Source organism: Priestia endophytica DSM 13796 (assembly GCF_900115845.1).
Lineage (GTDB): Bacteria > Bacillota > Bacilli > Bacillales > Bacillaceae_H > Bacillus_I > Bacillus_I endophytica.
The window spans coordinates 55,526-75,545 of record NZ_FOXX01000011.1 but is presented as its reverse complement, the minus strand read 5'-3'; the positions used below and the strand labels follow the sequence as shown (position 1 = coordinate 75,545).

The window sequence follows — 20,020 nt, the reverse complement described above, 5'->3', positions numbered from 1 at the left end:
AATATTCAAATAATTTAATGCTCTAAATGACAATTTTTCATCGACAAAAATAGCCTCTATTTTCTTTCAACATATTTTATATATCGCTTATATTGTTCTATATGATACTCCCTTTTGGACACATCAGGTTTAAAATGTACGTGTTTCTTCTTATTAATATAGTCTCTTACGAAATGGTTGTAAGATTGCGACCATCCTAAGGCAATGAAAGCCGGAGCCAAAGCGCCGTAAGCTGTCAAAACGTGGCTGTTTTTCGGGACATTAATTTGTCTCCCAAGTACATCTGCTAAACATTGACAAAGCACAGTGCTTCTAGAAGTTCCTCCAATAATCGTAATATCTCCTTCGTTAGGAGACAGAAGTTCATCACAAATTTGTTTAATAGAATAACAAAGTCCCTCAACAATAGCACGAGTAAAGTCTTCCTTTGTTGTTCTCGCTGTAATAGAAATAAATGCTCCCCCTTCTTCTCGATCTCGTTCTCCATAAAGGTAAGGAAGGAACAACACATCCCCCTTTTTACTTAGCGATTCCTTCACCATTCTTTCAAACCCTTCGTAGTCTTCATTATCTGTAAAAGTTTGAACTCCCCATTCATAAATATTCCCACCATTTAAAAGTGGAATAACAGCAATTAAAAGGTGTTTTGGCAAATGTGCTAATTTAAAAGCTGAAGGATGAGAAACAAATCTTTTAGCAGGAATTGCAACCCAACCTGTTGTTCCTAAATGTAAATAGCCTTGTCCTTCTGCTACAGCTCCTGCTCCAATTGTGCTTGCTCCAGCATCACCAGATCCGCATAGTACAGGAATCCCCGCTTGTAGTCCTGTTATTTCAGCAGCATTAGCTGAAAGCCGTCCTGCCTTTTCCTCTGATTGTAAAATCTCCGGCAATTTCTCAATATCAATTCCCATGGGGACAATTATATCCTCTTCCCATATTCTTTTGTTTAGATTCATCATTCCAGTTGTTGCTCCTGTAATAGGATCTGTTACAAAACGACTTGTGAGTTTATAGATAATATAATCTTTTGCACTAAAAACAAATGATTGTGCACTATGATACACATCTATATCCTTGTTTTTAAGCCATAATAGTTTTGCAAAAGGAGTAGAGGACCTTACACGATTTCCTATTGTTTCTCCTATGTACTTATAGAAATGATTAATATATTTCGCTTCTTCTTTTGCTCGCGTATCTGAATATAAGATAGCACGTTCACACTTGTTGTTATATGAAATGGGAATAACATTTTCCATTTGTCCACTTAATGTTATAGCTTTCACATCATATAAATTGATGCTTTCCTCTCTCTTCCAACATGCAACAATTTCTATGATTCCTTCCCACCAGCTCTCAGGATTTTGTTCTTTCTCTCCGTTTTCCCCATATATCATTTTTAGAGGTGTTGAACCTTCTAGAAGGATTTCTCCATATTGGTTCACCATAATTCCTTTAATTTCTGTTGTCCCAATATCAAACGAAATAATATAATCCATACTTTCCTCCATTGACTAAATATAGATTTCTATTCTTTCTCTCTATCATATACTACTTTCCTAAATGTCTATCATTCAATTTGATTTTAAATATAAGGCTTTTGGATTAAATTACCATAAACTTTTTTAAGCAAAACAAGGTCTACAGACTCGTTTTTTCCATAATATACAAATTATTATAGAAAAAGGTGTATAGTGAGTGTATAGTGATAGACGTAACGAATATAACCTTATATTGGTTTATATTCAAAATTTATACATTAGGAGGTGTGATGACATGAACCTTGATATTCTAAACAATCTTTTAAGCCAACTTATCAACATCGGTAATGGTAGCGTTAATAATGGCAATGGTAATGTTTAATCTTTTGATTAATGGAACACTACATAACGTGCTCCATAAAAGGGCGTTTCTCTTCCTGAGAAACGCTTTTTCACTAGCTATTCTTTCATTTATATAATGATTACATATATAGGAGATAAAAGAATGTTGAAAAAACAAACTGATGGAGACTTGTTTTCATTTATTTATCTTATTAAGGAAACGAATCCATCTAAATCAAAGCTAAGCTGTGCTATCTTAATGAGTACAATAATGACAATCGTAGGTTTGTTCATTCCTTTGTTTACAAAAAAACTTGTGGATCATTTCTCTATACATTCATTCAATCAAAATACAATCATGATTTTGGTTAGTGCTTTTCTCGCTCAAGCTATAGCAGGCGGTCTCTCTATTTACTTGCTTAATTATGTGGGCCAAGAAGTAGTAGCAAACATGAGAGAGCAATTATTGGCTAAGTTTCTTCACTTTCCTATCGCTTACTTCGACAATCATCAAACAGGAGAAATGACAAGTCGTATTATCAATGATACAGCAATTGTTAAAAACTTGATTTCTAATCATTTGACAAGCTTTGCTACAGGAGTTATCTCTATCACAGGATCAATTGTTATTTTACTTATAATAGACTGGAAGATGACAATGATCATGCTTTGTGCCGTTCCTCTTTCACTCTGTATTCTTCTTCCACTTGGAAAAAAGATGGTTCGAGTTTCTAGAGGCACACAAGATGAAACAGCTCAGTTTTCTGCAAGAGTTACGCAAGTTCTATCGGAAATTCGTCTTGTTAAATCATCAAATGCTGAACCTCTTGAATACAGAAATGGAATAAAAGGGATTCAAAACCTTTTTCAGCTCGGCGTCAAGGAAGGAAAAATACAAGCCTTTACCTCCCCATTAATTTCATTAATTATGATGGCTCTCCTTGTTGTTATTATTGGATATGGGGGAATGCGTGTTTCTTCTGGAGCTCTATCAGCTGGAGAATTAGTTGCCTTTATTCTATATCTTATCCAAATTATTATGCCAATGGCTCAATTCTCTACCTTTTTCACTCAGCTCCAAAAAGCAAAAGGAGCAACAGAAAGAATCATTAATGCTCTACATTCTAAAGAAGAAGACCATCAATCAGGTACTACTCTAAATAAAGCTACTAAGTCGCTTATTATTAAAGACTTAACATTTGCTTATGAAGAAAATAAACCAGTCTTACAACAGCTAAATTTCACAGCAGATGGGGGGAAAATAACAGCAATTGTAGGCCCAAGTGGCGGCGGAAAAACGACATTCTTTTCTCTTTTAGAACGTTATTACAGGCCATCACACGGAGAAATAAGGCTTGGTGATCTTTCCATTTGTTCATTCTCCTTGTCTTCATGGAGAAGTCAAATCGGCTATGTTTCTCAAGAAAGCCCTCTAATCTCTGGAACGATACGAGAAAATATTTGCTATGGTCTTCAAGGTAACGTTTCAGAAGAAGAGTTGCATCATGCTGCTAAGTTAGCATATGCTCATCAATTTATTCTCCAGTTTCCAAACGGATATGAAACAGAAGTTGGAGAGCGCGGTATTAAACTATCTGGTGGACAAAGGCAGCGAATTGGAATTGCAAGAGCTTTACTCAGAAACCCTCACATTCTTATGCTTGATGAAGCAACATCAAGCCTTGATAGTAAATCAGAAATTTATGTACAAAAAGCACTAAAAAACTTAATGCATGGTCGGACTACGCTCGTCATTGCACATCGCCTCTCTACAGTAATAGACGCTGATAAAATTTTATTTATGGAAAATGGCAGAATTACAGGACAAGGCACACATGATGAATTACTGGCTTCTCATGATTTATACAGAGAATTTGCCGTTGAACAACTCCAATTGTCTAAACATCATCCAACTGAAAGCCTATATATAGAAAAAACCAGCCCCGTATTGTAAGGGCTGGCTTTTCTTATTTTTGCACTTCTGTTCTATTTATTTGAGCAGGTTTTATTAAAGAAAATATGGCACATAACATGGCTATAACTACGATACATCCACCGATCGTTGCTGTATGAGCTACTGAACCCGTTTTCTCCATCACAGCTCCCCCAACAGCAGAGCCTAAGGAAATACCAACTTGCAGTGCCGAGTTATTAAAACTTTGCTGAATATCAGATGTAACAGGGTCAATTTGAATAAGATAACTTTGCTGAGGTGGTGAAAGACTCCAACTTAAGGCTCCCCATACCATCATCACAATTAAAAAGATTGGAATGGAAAACGTTGTATACGGAAGCACAAATAGCATAAGGGCAAAAGCACCAATGACAATTAAAATACTTTTAGGAGCGCCAATTTTATCCGAGAGCGTCCCTCCTAGACCTCCACCAAACACAGCAGCAATGCCAAATAGGAAATAACAAAGGCTGATCCACTGCTGATTTAACTTTAAAACTTCTTCTAGAAAAGGAGTAAAGTATGCATAAATTGTATAGTGACCAGCTAACATAAACAGTGTAGCAAGGTGGGCTCCAATAATCTTTCCACTTTTAAGCGATTTGATTTGTTTGCTAATCGGAACTATTTTATCAACTGGAATGCGTTCTAAGAAAATCGAAATTAAAACAATAGACAAAATCGAAAGAAACGCAATACCTAGAAAAACAGTCCGCCATCCAAAAGCATTTGTCACAAGAATGCCAATTGGCACACCTAAAACAAGAGAAGAACTAATCCCCATATAAATAACCCCTACAGCTTTTGCTCTATGAGTAGGTGCAACAATTTTAGGCGCAATTGTTAAAGATAGCACAACAATTAATGCTGTACTCCCTGCTGTAATAATCCTTGCAATGATAATAAACGAAAAGGCTGAACTAAAAAACGTCATTAAATTTCCGATAAAAAAGACAAAAAGAGCAATAAGATACAAACGTTTTCGCTCAATACTAGCTGTAATTGATAAAAGTACTGGACCAGCTACAGCATATACAAGCGCAAAAATTGTAATAAGCTGACCTGCTGTACCAACTGATATGTTCAAGTCATCTGCCATAATTGGTAAGATCCCACCGACGATAAGTTCTACTAATCCGACTGAAATAGTAGAAGCAGCAAGGATCCAAACTTTTAGATTCATTTGAATTCCTCCTTTTTCTGTCGTCACTTTCACTCTTGTATAAGATCAAGAACTTTATCGGCACTTTAATATGCGCCCTCTTTCATTTCGGTGCCAAGACAAAAAAAATCCTGATTACAAAAATGAAAGTGACATTTGTTGTAATCAGGATTTATCGGTTCCTGGTAGAGACCCTCAAACCATATTATTGAGGTTATACACACAGATTAATTATTCTATTTGATTTAATAATATAGCGTATCTTTTAGGATTTTTCAACTATCTTTGGAGTTATTTGTACTTCCAATCTTTATTGAAAGCTTATTATACTTAATATTTGTTCAAAAAAAGTTTTGTGGTGAAATCATACAAATTATCCATACCCCAATACCTACAAATAATACACAAATTAAACTTCTTAAAAAGACGATATAGCGTTTGTATTTTATGTAATTCAAAGCCGCTTTTCCTTTCTGTTATGGAATGTCCTGAAAGGTTTTACGGCTTATCTATCTTTAAAATATATAGACTAAGTTAATAAGATAATATAAGAGTGATACAAAAGGTTGTATTTTTTGTAACCAGAATGTATCACCTTTCATACATTTTCATTATTATATTTCTCTTAATATGCTTTCCCTATCATATTACCTAACTCTATTGACAAAATACTAATAATAAAAAGAAAAAAAATTAAGCATAGCATTAATAGCTTAGCAAGTATTATAGGTAGAGAGTGTATTTTACTACTTAGATAATAAGTAGGACCGAAATATAAATTCCCTATAAAAGTACCTATTAAAAATATGTCCCCATCTACCATACATTCATATATTCGTTTTGAATGAGTATGATTGATGAGCAGCAACAAACTATAAAAAGTATTAATAATAATACCAAGAATAGTAAATGATACGATGAATTCTAATATCATACCTCTCTCTCCTTTTTACATATGTAAAGCCTCCACTGTAGAACAGAATATTAACTCCTATATATTTTACTGGTCTTGCTTATATTGCTTCATCCGTGCCTTTACTATATCTAAGGCATCTGCCTGCTGATCTAATGTTAAAAGATAATGTGTTGGAATCTCAATGACCTTTCCATCTCTCATCTTAAAGCGAAACCCCGATATTCCTCCTGGGAGCCGTTTTACATGAATCGTCAAGTCTAAAATCTTTTCTATATCTCTAATCGCAAACTTTCTATCTTTATAATAGATAAATTGCTTGTCAATGGAACAAAGAACAGAAGAAGATTTAACTAGAAAATAAAAGAAAATAACAAGATGCTGTCCAAAAAATAAAAAGGCAACGATAATAACAACAATGGATGTAAGTTGTTCAAAGAAGCCAAATCTCGGAATAGAAAATATTAACCAAACAGCAAATGCTACAAATGGAATGCAACCTAATAATTTCATCAATACTATGGAACGCCTATACTGAATATACTCCATTAAAAAAATTCCTTCCTTCTCATCACATGTTTTTTGTTGATTTATTCAAATTTTATATTCATAAAGTATAAACCATAATTTATACCAATTAAAATTCCCATCTTAATATAAGATATAACAGATATAAAATGTAGACATTTTTTCCTATTTTCCTTTGTTTTTACATATTTCTCTATATTAATTTTATAATTAATGCTATTTTTTTGTTATAGATAAAAAGAACGATTTTCGAGGTGATATAACTCATGAATTTACTTTCTTTAAATCCCGAAGAATTAGAGAACGCTGCAAGTATATTAAAAAAAGAGGCTTCCTCATTACAAAACTTAAGACAAGATTTTAAAACTCTTTTTGATCAAGAGCATAGTTGGAAAACATCATCAAGAAAAGAATTTAATGAAACTGCTCTAACCTTTCTTAAGACAATTGACACTAAAGTTGATGAAGTAAATGAGAAAAGTACGTATTTAAAAAATCTAGCAGAACAGGCACGTCTTGCTCAAGCAAAAGAGAAGCTTAAACAAGAACAAACTTAAATTTATAAAGAAAGGACTAAGCAACATGTCTACAATTGAAATTAACCCTGATGTAGTAAAACAGCTCGCCTCAAAAATCTCTTCTATAGGAGCAGAAGTTTCGTCTGTAGACCAAAGAGTAAACAGCTGTTTGAAAGGAATCAAAGGCGTTTCTTTATCCGTTTCTTTTAATTCTATTAATAACGGCATTAACTCTCTACATGGTATTGCAAGTGAAACAGCAAGTACCATGGCTACACAAGATAATATTATTGCCTCCCTTCTTAATCTCCCTTCTGTAGGGAGTCAATATTTTGATATTAAAGGTAATATAGATAAAATCCTAATTACGGGTCATACTTTAACAGCCCTTACATTACTTGGCACAAAATCTATTAATATAAAGATGCATAATCCTCGCACAAAGGTTGCAAGTATTAGCACAGCAAAGTGGGTTCAAGGAAAAGGAAAAGCATCAATTTTTCGTAATTTCGCTCAACGTACTACAGCTTTTATGAAAAAAGAGCATACAAATCCAGCTATTAAATTTTTGAAAAATAAGACTGGATTAAATAAATATAAAACATTTAATGGTTGGATTAAATACAATTTTATGGGTATTGGTGATAATCATACTGTAGTAGGAATGAAAAAATTGACAAAATCTGTTTCTAAAAAGATTTTTCCTATTAATGTTGCTGCCAATGTTTTAGAAGAAGTTGTTAAAACATCTGATAAAATAACAAAAGGAACCTTTAAACCTTCAGATGGGGTTACATCCGTTTCTAATGTTGCTATCAAATCAGGAGCTGCTTATGCAGGTTCTATTGCTGGCGGAACAGTAGGTGCTGCACTTTTAGGCCCGCCAGGAGCGGTAGCAGGTGCTTTTGTTGGTGGTTATCTTGGTACTTTAGCAGGTGATTGGGTCGCTGGTAAGGCTGAAGATTTTATTAAAAACCATTCTAAAACTATTAATAAAGCTGTTAATGATACAATTTCTAAAGCTTCAGATGCTATTCATAAAGGTAAAGAGGAAATCTCCAAAGCAATGGACAAAGGCAAAAAAGAAGTCTCCAAAACCATCGACAAAGGCAAGGAGCTCTTCAGCCAAGGCTCTAAGTGGGCCTCAGGATTACTCCATTAACGGATATAAAGTGAGGTATTAAATATGAATCAACAACCAAAGATTAGTTTAAGTACAGAAGAACTTGCGCTATCCCTTGTCTTATGTGGATGTGATGAAGTTGCAGCAGGCGTTCTAAAATCTGGACTTGGGGAAAAATCTGAAAGTGACTTACAAATTGTGTTCGAAACCGCATCACATAGCCTGCTTTCAAAAGAACTTCTGCTCGGCATTAATGAAGAAAACTTAGCGGAATCTCTTCACCCTGTTTTCAAACAAATGATGGACCTTTTCGTTCAATCAACCAAGATGATTCGTTGTAATAAAGAAGCAAATGGAGCTGAGGAAGTTTTAATGCTCCATCGCCTGCCTGGTGATGAAAGTCTGAAGCATGAAGTAAAACATGATGTCGTTCACGAATTTTCCATTTTAAAAGAAAATGAAATTCAGCCTGCAATTACTTCCTTTTTGAAAGTACTTGCATGGGGTGAGATAGAAACTGCTTACATTCCCCTAACAGAAGAACTTTTTAATAGACTTGTTGAAGAGACCAAGACAGAGGATGAGCTAGCCTCGCTTTGTGAATCTTTCCATATTCATCAACATCAAGAAATGTTGAAAATATTCCTCTCAGATTTTAACGATTATGGTCGTCGTTTTGCTAACATTTCAGAATCGTTAATTTCTCTAAAAGACTATTCACAAATTCAAGAAGCTCATCTCATTCTACCTATTCATAAACGGCTTTGGGTTGTATACAACGAAAATGAAGATGTAAATGAACAACCATCTCTTGTTTTAAAAAGGATGAATCAAGATCAATGGATTGACCATGTTGAACATCTTTTACAAAAAGGAAAACTCTCACTTTAGAGTTTTCCTTTTTATATAAGCTTGCTTTTCCTTTACTTTGAAAGATATACTGTTGAAATGGTTATCTATTAATCAAACGTTTGTTTAAAAGTAAAAAGTGGAGGTTTTTCACATATGAATGGGCAATCTCGAGCAAATATCCAGCCAGGCCTTTTAGTTAAAATTGTACTAAAAAAGGATCAGCGCACTGGAAAGTTAACAGAAGGTATTGTAAAAGATATTTTAACCAATTCTAGCTTTCATCCTCATGGAATTAAGGTAAGACTAGAAGACGGACAAGTTGGGCGAGTACAGGAAATTATCAAAAAGTAATTTCCTGTACTCTTCTTTTACTGATAAAAAGCTTCTTTCATATTATTTTATATAAAGACATCTTAAAAGTTTGGCATAAGAGAAATGACAAAACTTAAGAATATTTTTCTTCTTAAACTTTTATTAAAGAAAGAGATGGTAGCGTTAACATCTAATATCCGCCTTAAAGGTAGGCGTGAAAAGGGAAAAATGCAGGTTTCAGAAATATAGACAAGCTTGTTGACTCGTGTTATTATCATTGTTATGTAAATTTTTTAGGTTACTTTACACAACTATGAAAGCCTAAGCAAAACTAAATAAAGAGAGGAGCTTTCATCAAGATGGACATCCTGTTAGCTCTTATCCCTGCTTTGTGTTGGGGGAGCTTAGTTCTATTTAACGTTAAACTAGGTGGTGGACCTTATAGTCAAACACTTGGTACTACACTAGGGGCGTTAATTTTTTCTGCGGTTATTTTCCTCTTTGTCCAACCAGAAATCGATACAAAGATTTTTGTAATCGGAGTCATTTCAGGTCTATTCTGGACACTTGGTCAAAGAAACCAACTTAAAAGTATTGAACATATGGGCGTATCTAAAACAATGCCAATTTCAACAGGAATGCAGTTAGTTTCAACTGCACTATTTGGTATGATTGTCTTTGGAGAATGGTCAACTGCTGTAAGCATCTTATTTGGTTGCCTTGCTCTTGTATGTATTATTGTCGGAATTGTATTAACTTCATTAAAAGACAATACAGTAGAAGAGAAGCCTGGAGAACTAAAAAAAGGAATTGGGATTTTAATAGTTTCAACGATTGGTTATTTAGTATATGTTGTAATTGCTCAGTTAACTGGAGTTGACGGTTGGTCTGCGCTATTCCCTCAAGCTATCGGGATGGTAATTGGTGGCGTGCTGCTTACATATAAACATAAACCATTTAATAAATATGCCTTAAAGAACATCATTCCTGGTGTTGTTTGGGCAGTTGGGAACTTATTTTTATTCCTCTCACAGCCAAAAGTTGGCGTTGCGACGAGTTTTTCTCTTTCACAAATGGGAATTATCATTTCAACATTCGGTGGAATCTTAATTCTTGGGGAAAAGAAAACAAAGCGTCAAATGATTGGAATTGTGATTGGGAGTGCGTTAATTATTATTGGCGCCGTATTCCTTGGACTTGCAAAAGCAAGCTAATAAAAAGGAGGCGTATATCGCCTCTTTTTTATTTATTGAAATTATCCTTCTTTCCGAAATTCTAACGGGCGAAGGTTTCTCTCAATCTCCTCTCTTTTCGGTTCTAAAAACGGAGGAAGTGAAAGTCGTTCACCTAATGTTTCTACTGATTCATCCTGAGCAAATCCTGGCGTATCTGTAGATAGTTCAAATAATATATTATTTGGTTCTCTAAAATAAAGAGCTCTAAAATAAAATCGATCTACTTTTCCAGAATTCACAAAACCAGCTTGATCAATGCGTTTTGCCCACTCGTTATATTCTTGTTCATTTGGAACCCGAAATGCTACATGATGAACGCCACCTCTTCCTAAACGCTCCCTTGGTAAATCAGGTCTTGTTGCAACATGTACTTCAGCTCCTGCTCCCCCTTCTCCTGTTGCATATACTTCAACATCTGGATGATCTCCATCAAGGGATGGATAAGAACCTACATAATAAAAACCTAATAACCTTTTTAACACTCGCACTGTTGGTTTTGCATCTGCAACAGTTAACGTAACAGCGCCAAGACCGAGAATACCATGCTCTTTTGGAACATCACTTCCATCCCATGCTTCCCCTGGAACTACCCCTTTTTCATTGTTATCTGCAACAAGAATGAGCTTTGTTCCTTCAAAATCTTCAAAAGCTAGTGTATCACGTCTAGCTCTTTTTTTAATTTCCTCATAATGAACACCTAATTTTTCAAAACGCTTAGCCCAATAATAGAGCGAATCAGTACTCGCTACTCTTAGAGACGTTGAGGAAATACTGCTTGCTCCTTTATGTGTTCTACCAAGATGAGGAATGTCAAAGAACGTTAATTCAGTTCCAGGGTTTCCCTTAGCATCTCCATAGAATAAATGATAAGACTCTGTATTATCTTGATTGACCGTCTTTTTAATAAGACGCATTCCAAGAATTCTCGTATAGAAAAGATAATTTTTTTCTGCTTTTCCCGTTAAAATTGAAACATGATGTAACCCTGTTAAGTTCATCTTCTTCCACTCCTCTTTAGTTAAGATGATCTATTTCATTTAATATAAAATTATATCTCAAAATAAAATATCTTTAATTCAAGATAATTGTAAATCATTTTAGGAAGAAAAGTCAATTATTATCATATCAGCATATACTTTATTCAGTTTGATTAACCTTATAAAAATGAAAAAAAGGCATAAACCTTTATTTTCTTTTAAAGGTTTATGCCTCTTGTCCTTAATATTGAGTGGATGGTTTAAAACTTAATAACATCAGGAGTACCTTGTTTCTGATAACCAGACTTATTAAGTTTTACTTCTTTACCCTCTGATAAGTTTGTGAAGATAATTGGCGTTGTAATAGAAGGTGCATGTTTTTTTACATACTCTAAATCAATTTCTAACAGCGGTGTTTCTTTCGTTATATGCTGTCCTTCCTGAACAAGCGCTTTAAATCCTTCCCCATTTAACTTTACTGTATCCAAACCAACATGAATGAGTATTTCTAATCCATTGTTCGCTTTTAAACCAATAGCATGCTTCGTTGGAAAGATGCTCATTACCTCTCCTTCTATCGGAGAAACTAGTGTATTACTAACTGGGTCAATAGCAAACCCATCCCCCATCATTTTAGAAGAAAATACTTCATCTTCTACTTCACCAAGAGGTTTTACAGTTCCTTCAAATGGCAGAACAAACTCAACCTGTGTTGTGTCAGCTGTGTCTACTTCGGAACGTTCTTGTTCATTTTCTTTAGAGACATTGATCGTTGCTGCTCCAGATTCAACTAATTGTTTCATTGCATCAGCAACAAATTCAACATCTGTACCTACGATAACTTGTACATTTGTTTTTCCTAATTTCATTAAACCTCGAGCTCCGTGGCGCTTTAGGTTAGACTCATTAATTTTGGATGTGTCTGCAACTTGCAAACGTAAACGTGTTGCACAGTTATCAATAGTCGTTAAGTTTTCTTTTCCACCTAAATCTTTAATAAAATAAGATGCCATATCTACATATTTATCGCCTGTTGTTGAATCAGAATCTACAGTTTCCTCTATTTCTTCATCTTCTTCACGACCTGGTGTTTGGATATTTAACGCTTTGATTAAGGTATAGAATATAACAAAGTAAATAATAGCATAAATAACGCCGATTCCCGCTAACAATAACGGCTTTTGAGCGATACCAAAGTTCAAGAAGTAATCAATTGCTCCTGCTGAAAAGCCAAAGCCGTGATGAATACCTAACATCACAGCAACTGCCATTGAGATTCCTGTTAGGATAGCATGAAGTACATATAAGAGCGGTGCTATAAACATAAATAAAAATTCTATTGGTTCTGTGATTCCTGTTAAAAAGGAAGTAAGAGCTAATCCAGCTAACATACCTGTAACTGCTTTTCTTTTTTCTTTCTTCGCAGCTGCAATCATTGCAAGAGCTGCTGCTGGTAAACCAAACATCATAACTGGGAAGAAACCTGTCATGAATGGCCCTGCTGTAGGATCCCCTGCGAAGAAGCGATTAATATCCCCAGTTGCTCCATTATACTCTCCAAATACAAACCAAACTAAACTGTTTAATACATGGTGCAGTCCAACTGGAAGTAATAAACGATTTAGAAGTCCATATACTCCAGCCCCTAGTGCTCCAGCTCCTGTAATCCAATTACCAATATTATTGATTAACTCTTGAACTGGAGGCCATACTACTCCAAAAATAGCTGCAAGTACTAACATTACTACTGACGTAATAATAGGAACAAAACGCTTTCCTGCAAAAAAACCAAGCCATTCTGGAAGTTTAATATTTGAAAAACGATTATATAATAAACCAGCTGTAATCCCTGAGATAATTCCACCTAAAACATCCATATCTATCTCTTTATCAATAGCAGCTGTTCCATTTGTTAATACAAAGTAACCAACAACCCCAGCAAGTGCAGCTGCACCACTACCATCTTTAGATAACCCAACGGCAATACCAAGGGTGAACAATAATGCTAAGTTGGCAAAGATAGCATCCCCAGCCTGTGACATAAAGGGAATGTCTAGTAGATCATCCTGACCCAAACGAAGTAACAAAGCTGCAGCTGGTAATACTGCAATTGGTAACATTAAGGCTTTACCAATACGTTGTAGAAAATTCAACATGTTTTTATCTCCTTTTAAAGCGTTTTCTTTGCCTCATACTACCACAATCAATATATAGTTGTCTATACCAAATAAAATGTTAAATCTTATATTAATGGGGTTATTTGGATATTAAATAGTGGGATTTTTTTGTTAAAACTTATAGTGGTATAGACAACTATATACATATGGTATATACTAGATACAAATGGTAAAACATAATGAACGTGTTACTTATCCATCTACTTATTACTTATTACTTTTTACTTCTATAAAGGAGATTATGTATGATACAAAATCAAAATATCGTTCTTTCCAATTTAATTATTTATAGCGATCTTGGGAAAATTCAAAATGGATATATTCGTATTTCGAGTGGAAAAATCAAAGATATCGGATCAATCTCAGACTATAAAACAGAACCAAATGATCAAGTCATTAAATATTCTTCATCTTATAAACTAGTGCCTGGTGCTATTGATATTCATATACATGGAGTAGCAAACGCTGATGCAATGGATGCAACTCAAGAATCATTAAAAACAATGGCTACTACTCTTCCAAAAGAAGGAACAACAAGCTTTTTAGCTACGACAATGACGCAATCAAATGAAGCTATTGAACAAGCTCTAACAAATGCAGGGAATTTTATTAATAATCAAACGGTTGATGAACAGGCTGAAATAGTGGGTATTCATTTAGAAGGTCCTTTTATTTCTCCAAAACGAGCAGGTGCTCAGCCACCTACTTATATTAAAGATCCCGACTTGTCTTTATTCAAACAATGGCAGGAAAATGCAGGGGGGCATATTAAATTAGTTACACTTGCTCCTGAACAACCGGGTGGATTAGAAATGGTCACTTATTTAAAAAGTCAGAATGTCGTTGCTTCTATTGGTCACTCAGATGCAACATATGATCAAATTGATGAAGCTATTCAAACAGGTCTCTCTCATGTAACACATTTATATAACGGAATGCGTGGACTGCATCATCGGGAGCCAGGGGTTCTAGGGGCTGCTTACTTGCGCAAAGAACTGTTTGTTGAATTAATCACAGATGGCATTCATTGTCGACCTGAGATGGTAAAACTTGCTTACGATCAAATTACAAGTGATCGGATGATTTTAATCACCGACTCTCTTCGTGCCAAATGGCTTAAAAACGGAACGTACGACTTAGGTGGGCAACCCGTTAACGTTGATGATACAACTGCGACTCTTGCAGATGGAACGCTTGCTGGAAGTATTTTAAAGATGAATGATGCGATTAAAAATACAATAAACTACACAAATTGTTCACTAGAAGACATCGTGAAAATGACATCCGTCAATCCAGCCAAACAACTTAATATTTTCGATCGAAAAGGAAGCATAGCTGTTGGAAAAGATGCTGATATTGTTATATTAAATGAAAACTTAGACGTAGAAATGACATTTTGCCGAGGAACATTAGCTTATAAAAAGGAGCATACAAAATGAATATTATTCAAGTAAAAAACTATGATGAAATGAGCAGCAAAGCAGCAGATATTTTAATAAAGAAAGTTCATGAAAAAAAGAATGTAAAACTGGGTCTTGCAACTGGAGGAACACCAACGGGTTTATATAAAACATTAATTGAAGATTATAAGAAAAATGGAACTTCTTACAAAGATGTAACTTCTTTTAATTTAGATGAATATATCGGTTTAGAAAAAGAAGATCCAAATAGCTACTACTACTACATGGTCGATTCATTGTTTAAACACATTGATATCGAGCATACTTATTTACCTAATGGCCTAGCTCCTAATATTGAGAGAGAATGCAAACGTTATGATCAGTTAATCGCAGAACATGGTGGCATTGATTTGCAAATTCTTGGCATCGGCGAAAATGGTCACATCGGATTTAATGAGCCTGGTACCTCTTTTAATGCACCTACTCATGTTGTTACGCTAGAGGAATCAACACGCCAAGCAAATGCTCGTTATTTTAATTCAATTGATGATGTACCGACACACGCTATTACAATGGGAATTGAAACAATCATGAAAAGTAAAGAAATCTTATTACTTGTTTCAGGGGAAAAAAAAGCTGAAGCGATGAATAAATTACTTCAAGAGGACATCACTGAAGATTTTCCAGCATCTATTTTGAAAAAGCATAATTGTGTTACAATAATTGCAGATCAACAAGCTTTGTCCGGTGTATTACACCTACAAAACATTTCAAATTAAAATTGAACTTAGGACAAGTAGGTATTTCACTACTTGTTTTAAGAGAATAAAGGAGAGAAATCTAGTGATTGATAAAAACTCACCTCTTCCGATTTATTATCAAATCGAAGAACAAATAAAAAAACAAATAGAAAATGGTGAGTTACAGCAAAATGATGCTCTTCCTTCTGAACGTGAGTTTGCTGAACGTTTCCAAATTAGCCGAATGACTGTACGCCAAGCCATTAATAATTTAGTTAACGAAGGCTACTTATATCGTCAAAAGGGGCGCGGTACCTTTGTGTTAGGAAAGAAATTAGAACAGCAGCTCGTTGGTTTAACTAGCTTTACAGAAGACATGAAAGCACGAGGAATGACTCCTAGTAGTAAATTATTGACATTCACTATTGTTCCATGTACTGATAAGATTGCGGAACAACTTGAGATTTCTAAATATTCACCTGTCTATGAAATTAAACGAATTCGCTTAGCTGACGATATTCCAATGGCTTTAGAAACAGTCTATATGTCAGCAAATTTGGTTAAAGGTTTAACTGAAAGCATTGTTAATGAATCTCTTTATCAATATATCGAACAACATATTCATCTTAAAATTGGATATGCGACCCAAACTTTAGAGTCTTCCATATCTTCTGATCTTGAAATTGAACATTTAGGTGTTTCAAAGTTTTCACCTATTTTATTTATTCAACGAAATACGTATCTAGAAGATAGTACTCCTCTTGAAATTGTAAAGTCATCATATCGAGCTGACCGTTATAAATTCACTTTTACAATGACTAGATAATAAATATAAGGAGTTATCTATGAACAATCAATATATAGAGGAAATAAAAGCTCTACTTTATAAGGTAGAAAAACAAGAAAAAACGATTATAGAGGACGTAGCAACCCAAATCGTAAATAGTATTACTTCACAAGGGATTATTCATTTATTTGGTTGTGGTCATTCACATATGTTAACAGAAGAACTATTTTATCGGTCTGGTGGGTTAGCTCCCATTCATCCTATTTTTATAGAGGAATTAATGCTTCACAAAGGAGCGTCTCGTTCTTCACAGTTAGAAAGACAAAATAAGTATGCTCATACATTTATGAAAGAACAAGATATCCGTCCAGGAGATATATGTATCGTTGTCTCAACCTCTGGCGTTAATCCAGTTCCTATTGATGTAGCTCTTCTAGCAAAAGAAAAAGGGGCATATGTTATTGGTCTAACTTCCCCCACTTATGCAAAAAGCCGTCCTTCTCGTCATGAAAGTGGACATTATCTACATGACGTTGTGGATGTTGTTTTAGATAACTATATTCCCAAAGGTGATGTACTTCTAAATAAAAACGATATTACATTTGGTTCAGGATCTACTGTTATTGGCGCTATTATCCTTAATACTTTATTCTCTGAAGTGATTGAGAAAATGCTTCAAGCCGGACTAAACCCACCTATTTTTCAAAGTGGAAATATGGAAGGAGCAGATAACCATAATAAGCATTTAATTGCTAAATATAAAGAAAGAATTCCGTTTCTCTAATCTACACATATTCGTTTTTATCCCTAATGACTCCTTCTATAATCTTGATTGTTACACTATCTCACTCATTAATGTATCAGTTTGGACTATCTTTAAGAAAAAAAGGCACCGCTCACTCGCGGTGCCTTTTTCCTTAATTATCTTCTACTAAAATCTCGCTATAATCTACTTCCTCTTTCGCTTCAATCATTACTTCATACTGACGAACACGAATTTCGAACAATTGAATTGGATTATAATATTCTCCAGGGTTTTCTTTCATATCTTTTAGCGTTAAACGGTTGTTCTCAAGTGAGACCTCTGTTCCATCTTTAAGCATTGTAAGCTCTTCAAATGGCTGTGAGAAAAATGTTTCTACATCAAGCTTAAGTGAATTCTCAAGAGAATTAAATTGTGCAAAAAGACGATTTGTGACCATTTGAGCTGCTTCTTCATAATCTTGACTATCAACATTTTTCTTATACTGATTGTACATTGTTTTCTGAGAAGCTAAAGCACCAATCAATTTCCCAGCGCGCTGGAACATAAGCTGCGTAAATTTAGATTGAAGAAAAATATTTTGTTCTTCAATTGGCATTCTTACCGTTAATCGTCTAATATCACGACGCCAGTCATCTAAAATCTTAAAGTCTCCTTTAAGCTCTACTTTTTCTCCAACAAAGCGATTATTAAATTCTACTGCAAGATCGTCAAAGCTTTCTTGACTTTGGACAAGCTCTTCACGTGAAAGAGAAAGCCATTGTTGAAGAGCATGCTGAAGATCTGTTAATACTTTTGTCCATTGAACTTCAATTACTTTATTCATTTTATCATTTACTTCTTTATGAATATTGGCAAAGTCACTATCCTCTGTAATGATATCTGTACATTCTCGAAGTAATTTTGGCAGACTATTTTCAAAGTTGTCTTTGATCTCATCTTTTAACTTGGCATATGTCTCTGTAACATATCGAGATTTTTTCTTCTCTAGCTCACGTAAAAATTCGATGTCACTTCCAAGCTTTTCAATCTTTTGTTCTTCTGTATTGATAAGATCTTGTAAATAAAGCTCTTCTTCAAGACGTCTTTTTCCAAGATCATGGAGCGTGATTCGCATGAAAGAGAGCAGCTTATGAATGCGACGCTTCTCAGTTCCATCAATAATTTCAAAGAAATTCGCTTGAATAAATGATGTTAAGTTTTCATCTCCACCTACACTAATTAAAGCATCTTGGAAATCCATACGTAACCGGCTTTCAATATCGCCATGTGCATCCATTCCTTTAATAAGGAAATGAACAGGCATGGACTGCTCAAGCTTTCTTAATTCTTCACGTTCGTCTTCACTAAACGCGTATGTTGGATGAATAATAAAGAGTAATGAATCTCCTAGTGGTGCCCATTTATCAAGAGATTGTCTTAATTTCTTTTCTCGATAAGCACTAGAGCCATCAACAACCATCCATGTTCTTTCATCTTCTTCTCTTGAGAAAGTATGAAGTGTCTTAACAGTTGTTTCTTCATCATTTTCTGGGTCAATCATAAGAAGATGATGAACGTTCTTATTTAAAAGACTCGCAACTGACGGATCTAGTTCAATATTGCGCTGTTCTGCCCACGACATCATCGACTCTACGATGTTGAGGCTATATGATAGCCCATCAATATCGCTGTCTGAGTTAAATAAAGTGCTTTCTGCTTTTTGAACAGATTCCTCCATAATAGTCGATGGAAACTGCTCATTCCATGTCCAAATGGCTGCAGCTGGGAACAATGATTTAGCATCTCTTGTTATTTTCAACCAATTTTCCAATGTTGTTGGAATGAAATCATGAAGAACTTGTAAATCGTATGATCCACTAATTAAATATAAATAAGATTCTTCATATAGAGATGAAATTTCTTGCCAATACTCATAAAGACCAATATCAACATTAAGAAAAATATCATTGATTGTTTTAATCCATTCTAGATAAATCTCTTCGTTTTTATAGCTTTCCCATAATGCAGAAACAAGTTTTTTAAAGTGCATCTGATCTGTCTTATAAAATGTGATAAGCACTTGATAAAAATAATCGGGTGAGAAGATCGTTGTATATTGATTTTTGGCATATTTAATAACCGTTGCAAACCAAAAAAGATCTTCAGTTCGAATAGATTCACTAACCGCAAGCTCTGTTGCGCTTTTCCAATCTTCTTGGCGTTCATAAAACTTACGCGCTAATTCTGTTATTCCTGGATAAGCTGGGTTCACTTCAACAGCTTCTTTAATCACTTCATATGCTCTTTCAATATTATCTTGATCAATATAAAGAGAAAAAAGCTGTAAGGAAACTTCAGCTGTTAAAATAGGATCATCTACTTTCAAAGAAAGATAGATTTCCTCAGCATCTGATAGTCTGCCTGTCTTGTAGTAGGTGTCTCCAATATTCTTTTTCGCCCATGGTTCGAGTTCGCTATTAATGTTCTCCCATTTAAAAATAGCCGTTTCGAAATCTTGACTATGATAATAAACTTCTCCTTGAGCAAAGCGAATATCCGATAAATCGTAGGATTCCTTCTCCTGTTCTGCAACTGCTGCTTCGCCAAGGACTTCTATGGGATGGCGATTTTCATTGTCATTTATAAAATGTTTGTAATATGTCTTTTGGATCAAGCGATCTTCTAGTGTCATATTCGTCTATCCTCCAAAATCTATCAAAAAATAAGATTTATAGCTTTGTAATACCCTGTGTTAAGGTATCTTTTCTTTCATT

16 protein-coding genes and 1 riboswitch are annotated in these 20,020 nt (G+C 34.6%); of the genes, 10 read left to right on the top strand and 6 right to left on the bottom strand.

Annotated elements, in window-relative coordinates; all coding sequences use genetic code 11:
* Positions 1–56: 56 nt before the first annotated feature.
* Positions 57–1,499, bottom strand: coding sequence for a xylulokinase (locus BM012_RS18565; protein WP_061802399.1), 1,443 nt, complete (start codon positions 1,497–1,499; stop codon positions 57–59).
* A gap of 487 nt (positions 1,500–1,986) precedes the next feature.
* On the opposite strand from BM012_RS18565, the gene BM012_RS18560 reads away from it, so the two are divergent.
* Positions 1,987–3,777, top strand: coding sequence for an ABC transporter ATP-binding protein (locus tag BM012_RS18560; protein WP_061802398.1), 1,791 nt, complete (start codon positions 1,987–1,989; stop codon positions 3,775–3,777).
* Positions 3,778–3,790: 13 nt separating this feature from the next.
* Here BM012_RS18560 and BM012_RS18555 read toward each other — a convergent pair whose 3' ends face one another.
* Positions 3,791–4,960, bottom strand: a complete 1,170-nt coding sequence (locus BM012_RS18555; RefSeq protein ID WP_061802397.1) for an MFS transporter — start codon at positions 4,958–4,960, stop codon at positions 3,791–3,793.
* 122 nt (positions 4,961–5,082) lie between these two features.
* Positions 5,083–5,181, bottom strand: a riboswitch (purine riboswitch).
* Positions 5,182–5,939: 758 nt separating this feature from the next.
* Positions 5,940–6,368: a hypothetical protein gene (locus BM012_RS18545; RefSeq protein ID WP_139210383.1), complete on the bottom strand. Its 429-nt coding sequence runs from the start codon at positions 6,366–6,368 to the stop codon at positions 5,940–5,942.
* 278 nt (positions 6,369–6,646) lie between these two features.
* Here BM012_RS18545 and BM012_RS18540 point away from each other — a divergent pair, with 278 nt between their 5' ends.
* From BM012_RS18540 to BM012_RS18520, 5 genes are all read left to right on the top strand, one after another.
* A complete protein-coding gene (locus BM012_RS18540; RefSeq protein ID WP_061802394.1) occupies positions 6,647–6,937 on the top strand; it encodes a hypothetical protein in 291 nt (96 codons plus the stop codon).
* Positions 6,938–6,962: 25 nt separating this feature from the next.
* Positions 6,963–8,060 (top strand): DUF456 domain-containing protein, encoded by a 1,098-nt coding sequence (locus tag BM012_RS18535; protein ID WP_061802393.1) that lies wholly within the window; start codon positions 6,963–6,965, stop codon positions 8,058–8,060.
* 24 nt (positions 8,061–8,084) lie between these two features.
* Complete coding sequence (locus BM012_RS18530) at positions 8,085–8,912, top strand: hypothetical protein (protein ID WP_061802392.1); 828 nt, start codon at positions 8,085–8,087, stop codon at positions 8,910–8,912.
* Between the two features lie 114 nt (positions 8,913–9,026).
* Complete coding sequence (locus BM012_RS18525) at positions 9,027–9,224, top strand: YwbE family protein (RefSeq protein ID WP_061802391.1); 198 nt, start codon at positions 9,027–9,029, stop codon at positions 9,222–9,224.
* 320 nt (positions 9,225–9,544) lie between these two features.
* The gene (locus BM012_RS18520; protein WP_061802390.1) at positions 9,545–10,399 is read left to right on the top strand and encodes a GRP family sugar transporter; all 855 of its coding nucleotides are present in this window, start codon (positions 9,545–9,547) and stop codon (positions 10,397–10,399) included.
* A 41-nt stretch (positions 10,400–10,440) separates the two neighbouring features.
* Here BM012_RS18520 and BM012_RS18515 read toward each other — a convergent pair whose 3' ends face one another.
* Together BM012_RS18515 and nagE are read right to left on the bottom strand one after the other, a co-directional pair.
* Positions 10,441–11,418 carry a ring-cleaving dioxygenase gene (locus BM012_RS18515; protein WP_061802389.1) on the bottom strand — a complete coding sequence of 326 codons (978 nt, stop codon included), beginning with the start codon at positions 11,416–11,418 and terminating at the stop codon, positions 10,441–10,443.
* A 239-nt stretch (positions 11,419–11,657) separates the two neighbouring features.
* Positions 11,658–13,553, bottom strand: a complete 1,896-nt coding sequence (gene nagE / locus BM012_RS18510) for an N-acetylglucosamine-specific PTS transporter subunit IIBC (protein ID WP_061802388.1) — start codon at positions 13,551–13,553, stop codon at positions 11,658–11,660.
* A gap of 266 nt (positions 13,554–13,819) precedes the next feature.
* Between nagE and nagA the strand changes: the two genes are divergently transcribed.
* From nagA to BM012_RS18490, 4 genes are all read left to right on the top strand, one after another.
* On the top strand, positions 13,820–15,013 hold the full coding sequence (nagA, locus tag BM012_RS18505; protein WP_061802387.1) for an N-acetylglucosamine-6-phosphate deacetylase: 1,194 nt from the start codon (positions 13,820–13,822) through the stop codon (positions 15,011–15,013).
* The gene (nagB, locus tag BM012_RS18500; protein ID WP_061802386.1) at positions 15,010–15,753 is read left to right on the top strand and encodes a glucosamine-6-phosphate deaminase; all 744 of its coding nucleotides are present in this window, start codon (positions 15,010–15,012) and stop codon (positions 15,751–15,753) included. Before nagA ends, nagB begins: the two co-directional genes overlap by 4 nt.
* Positions 15,754–15,817: 64 nt before the next feature.
* Positions 15,818–16,540, top strand: a complete 723-nt coding sequence (locus BM012_RS18495) for a GntR family transcriptional regulator (RefSeq protein WP_061802385.1) — start codon at positions 15,818–15,820, stop codon at positions 16,538–16,540.
* Between the two features lie 19 nt (positions 16,541–16,559).
* Entirely contained in the window at positions 16,560–17,285 is a 726-nt protein-coding gene (locus tag BM012_RS18490; RefSeq protein ID WP_061802384.1) for an SIS domain-containing protein, read from the top strand.
* A 133-nt stretch (positions 17,286–17,418) separates the two neighbouring features.
* Here the strand turns inward: BM012_RS18490 and BM012_RS18485 are convergent, their stop codons facing one another.
* The gene (locus BM012_RS18485) at positions 17,419–19,938 is read right to left on the bottom strand and encodes a tetratricopeptide repeat protein (RefSeq protein WP_061802383.1); all 2,520 of its coding nucleotides are present in this window, start codon (positions 19,936–19,938) and stop codon (positions 17,419–17,421) included.
* Positions 19,939–20,020 lie beyond the last annotated feature (82 nt).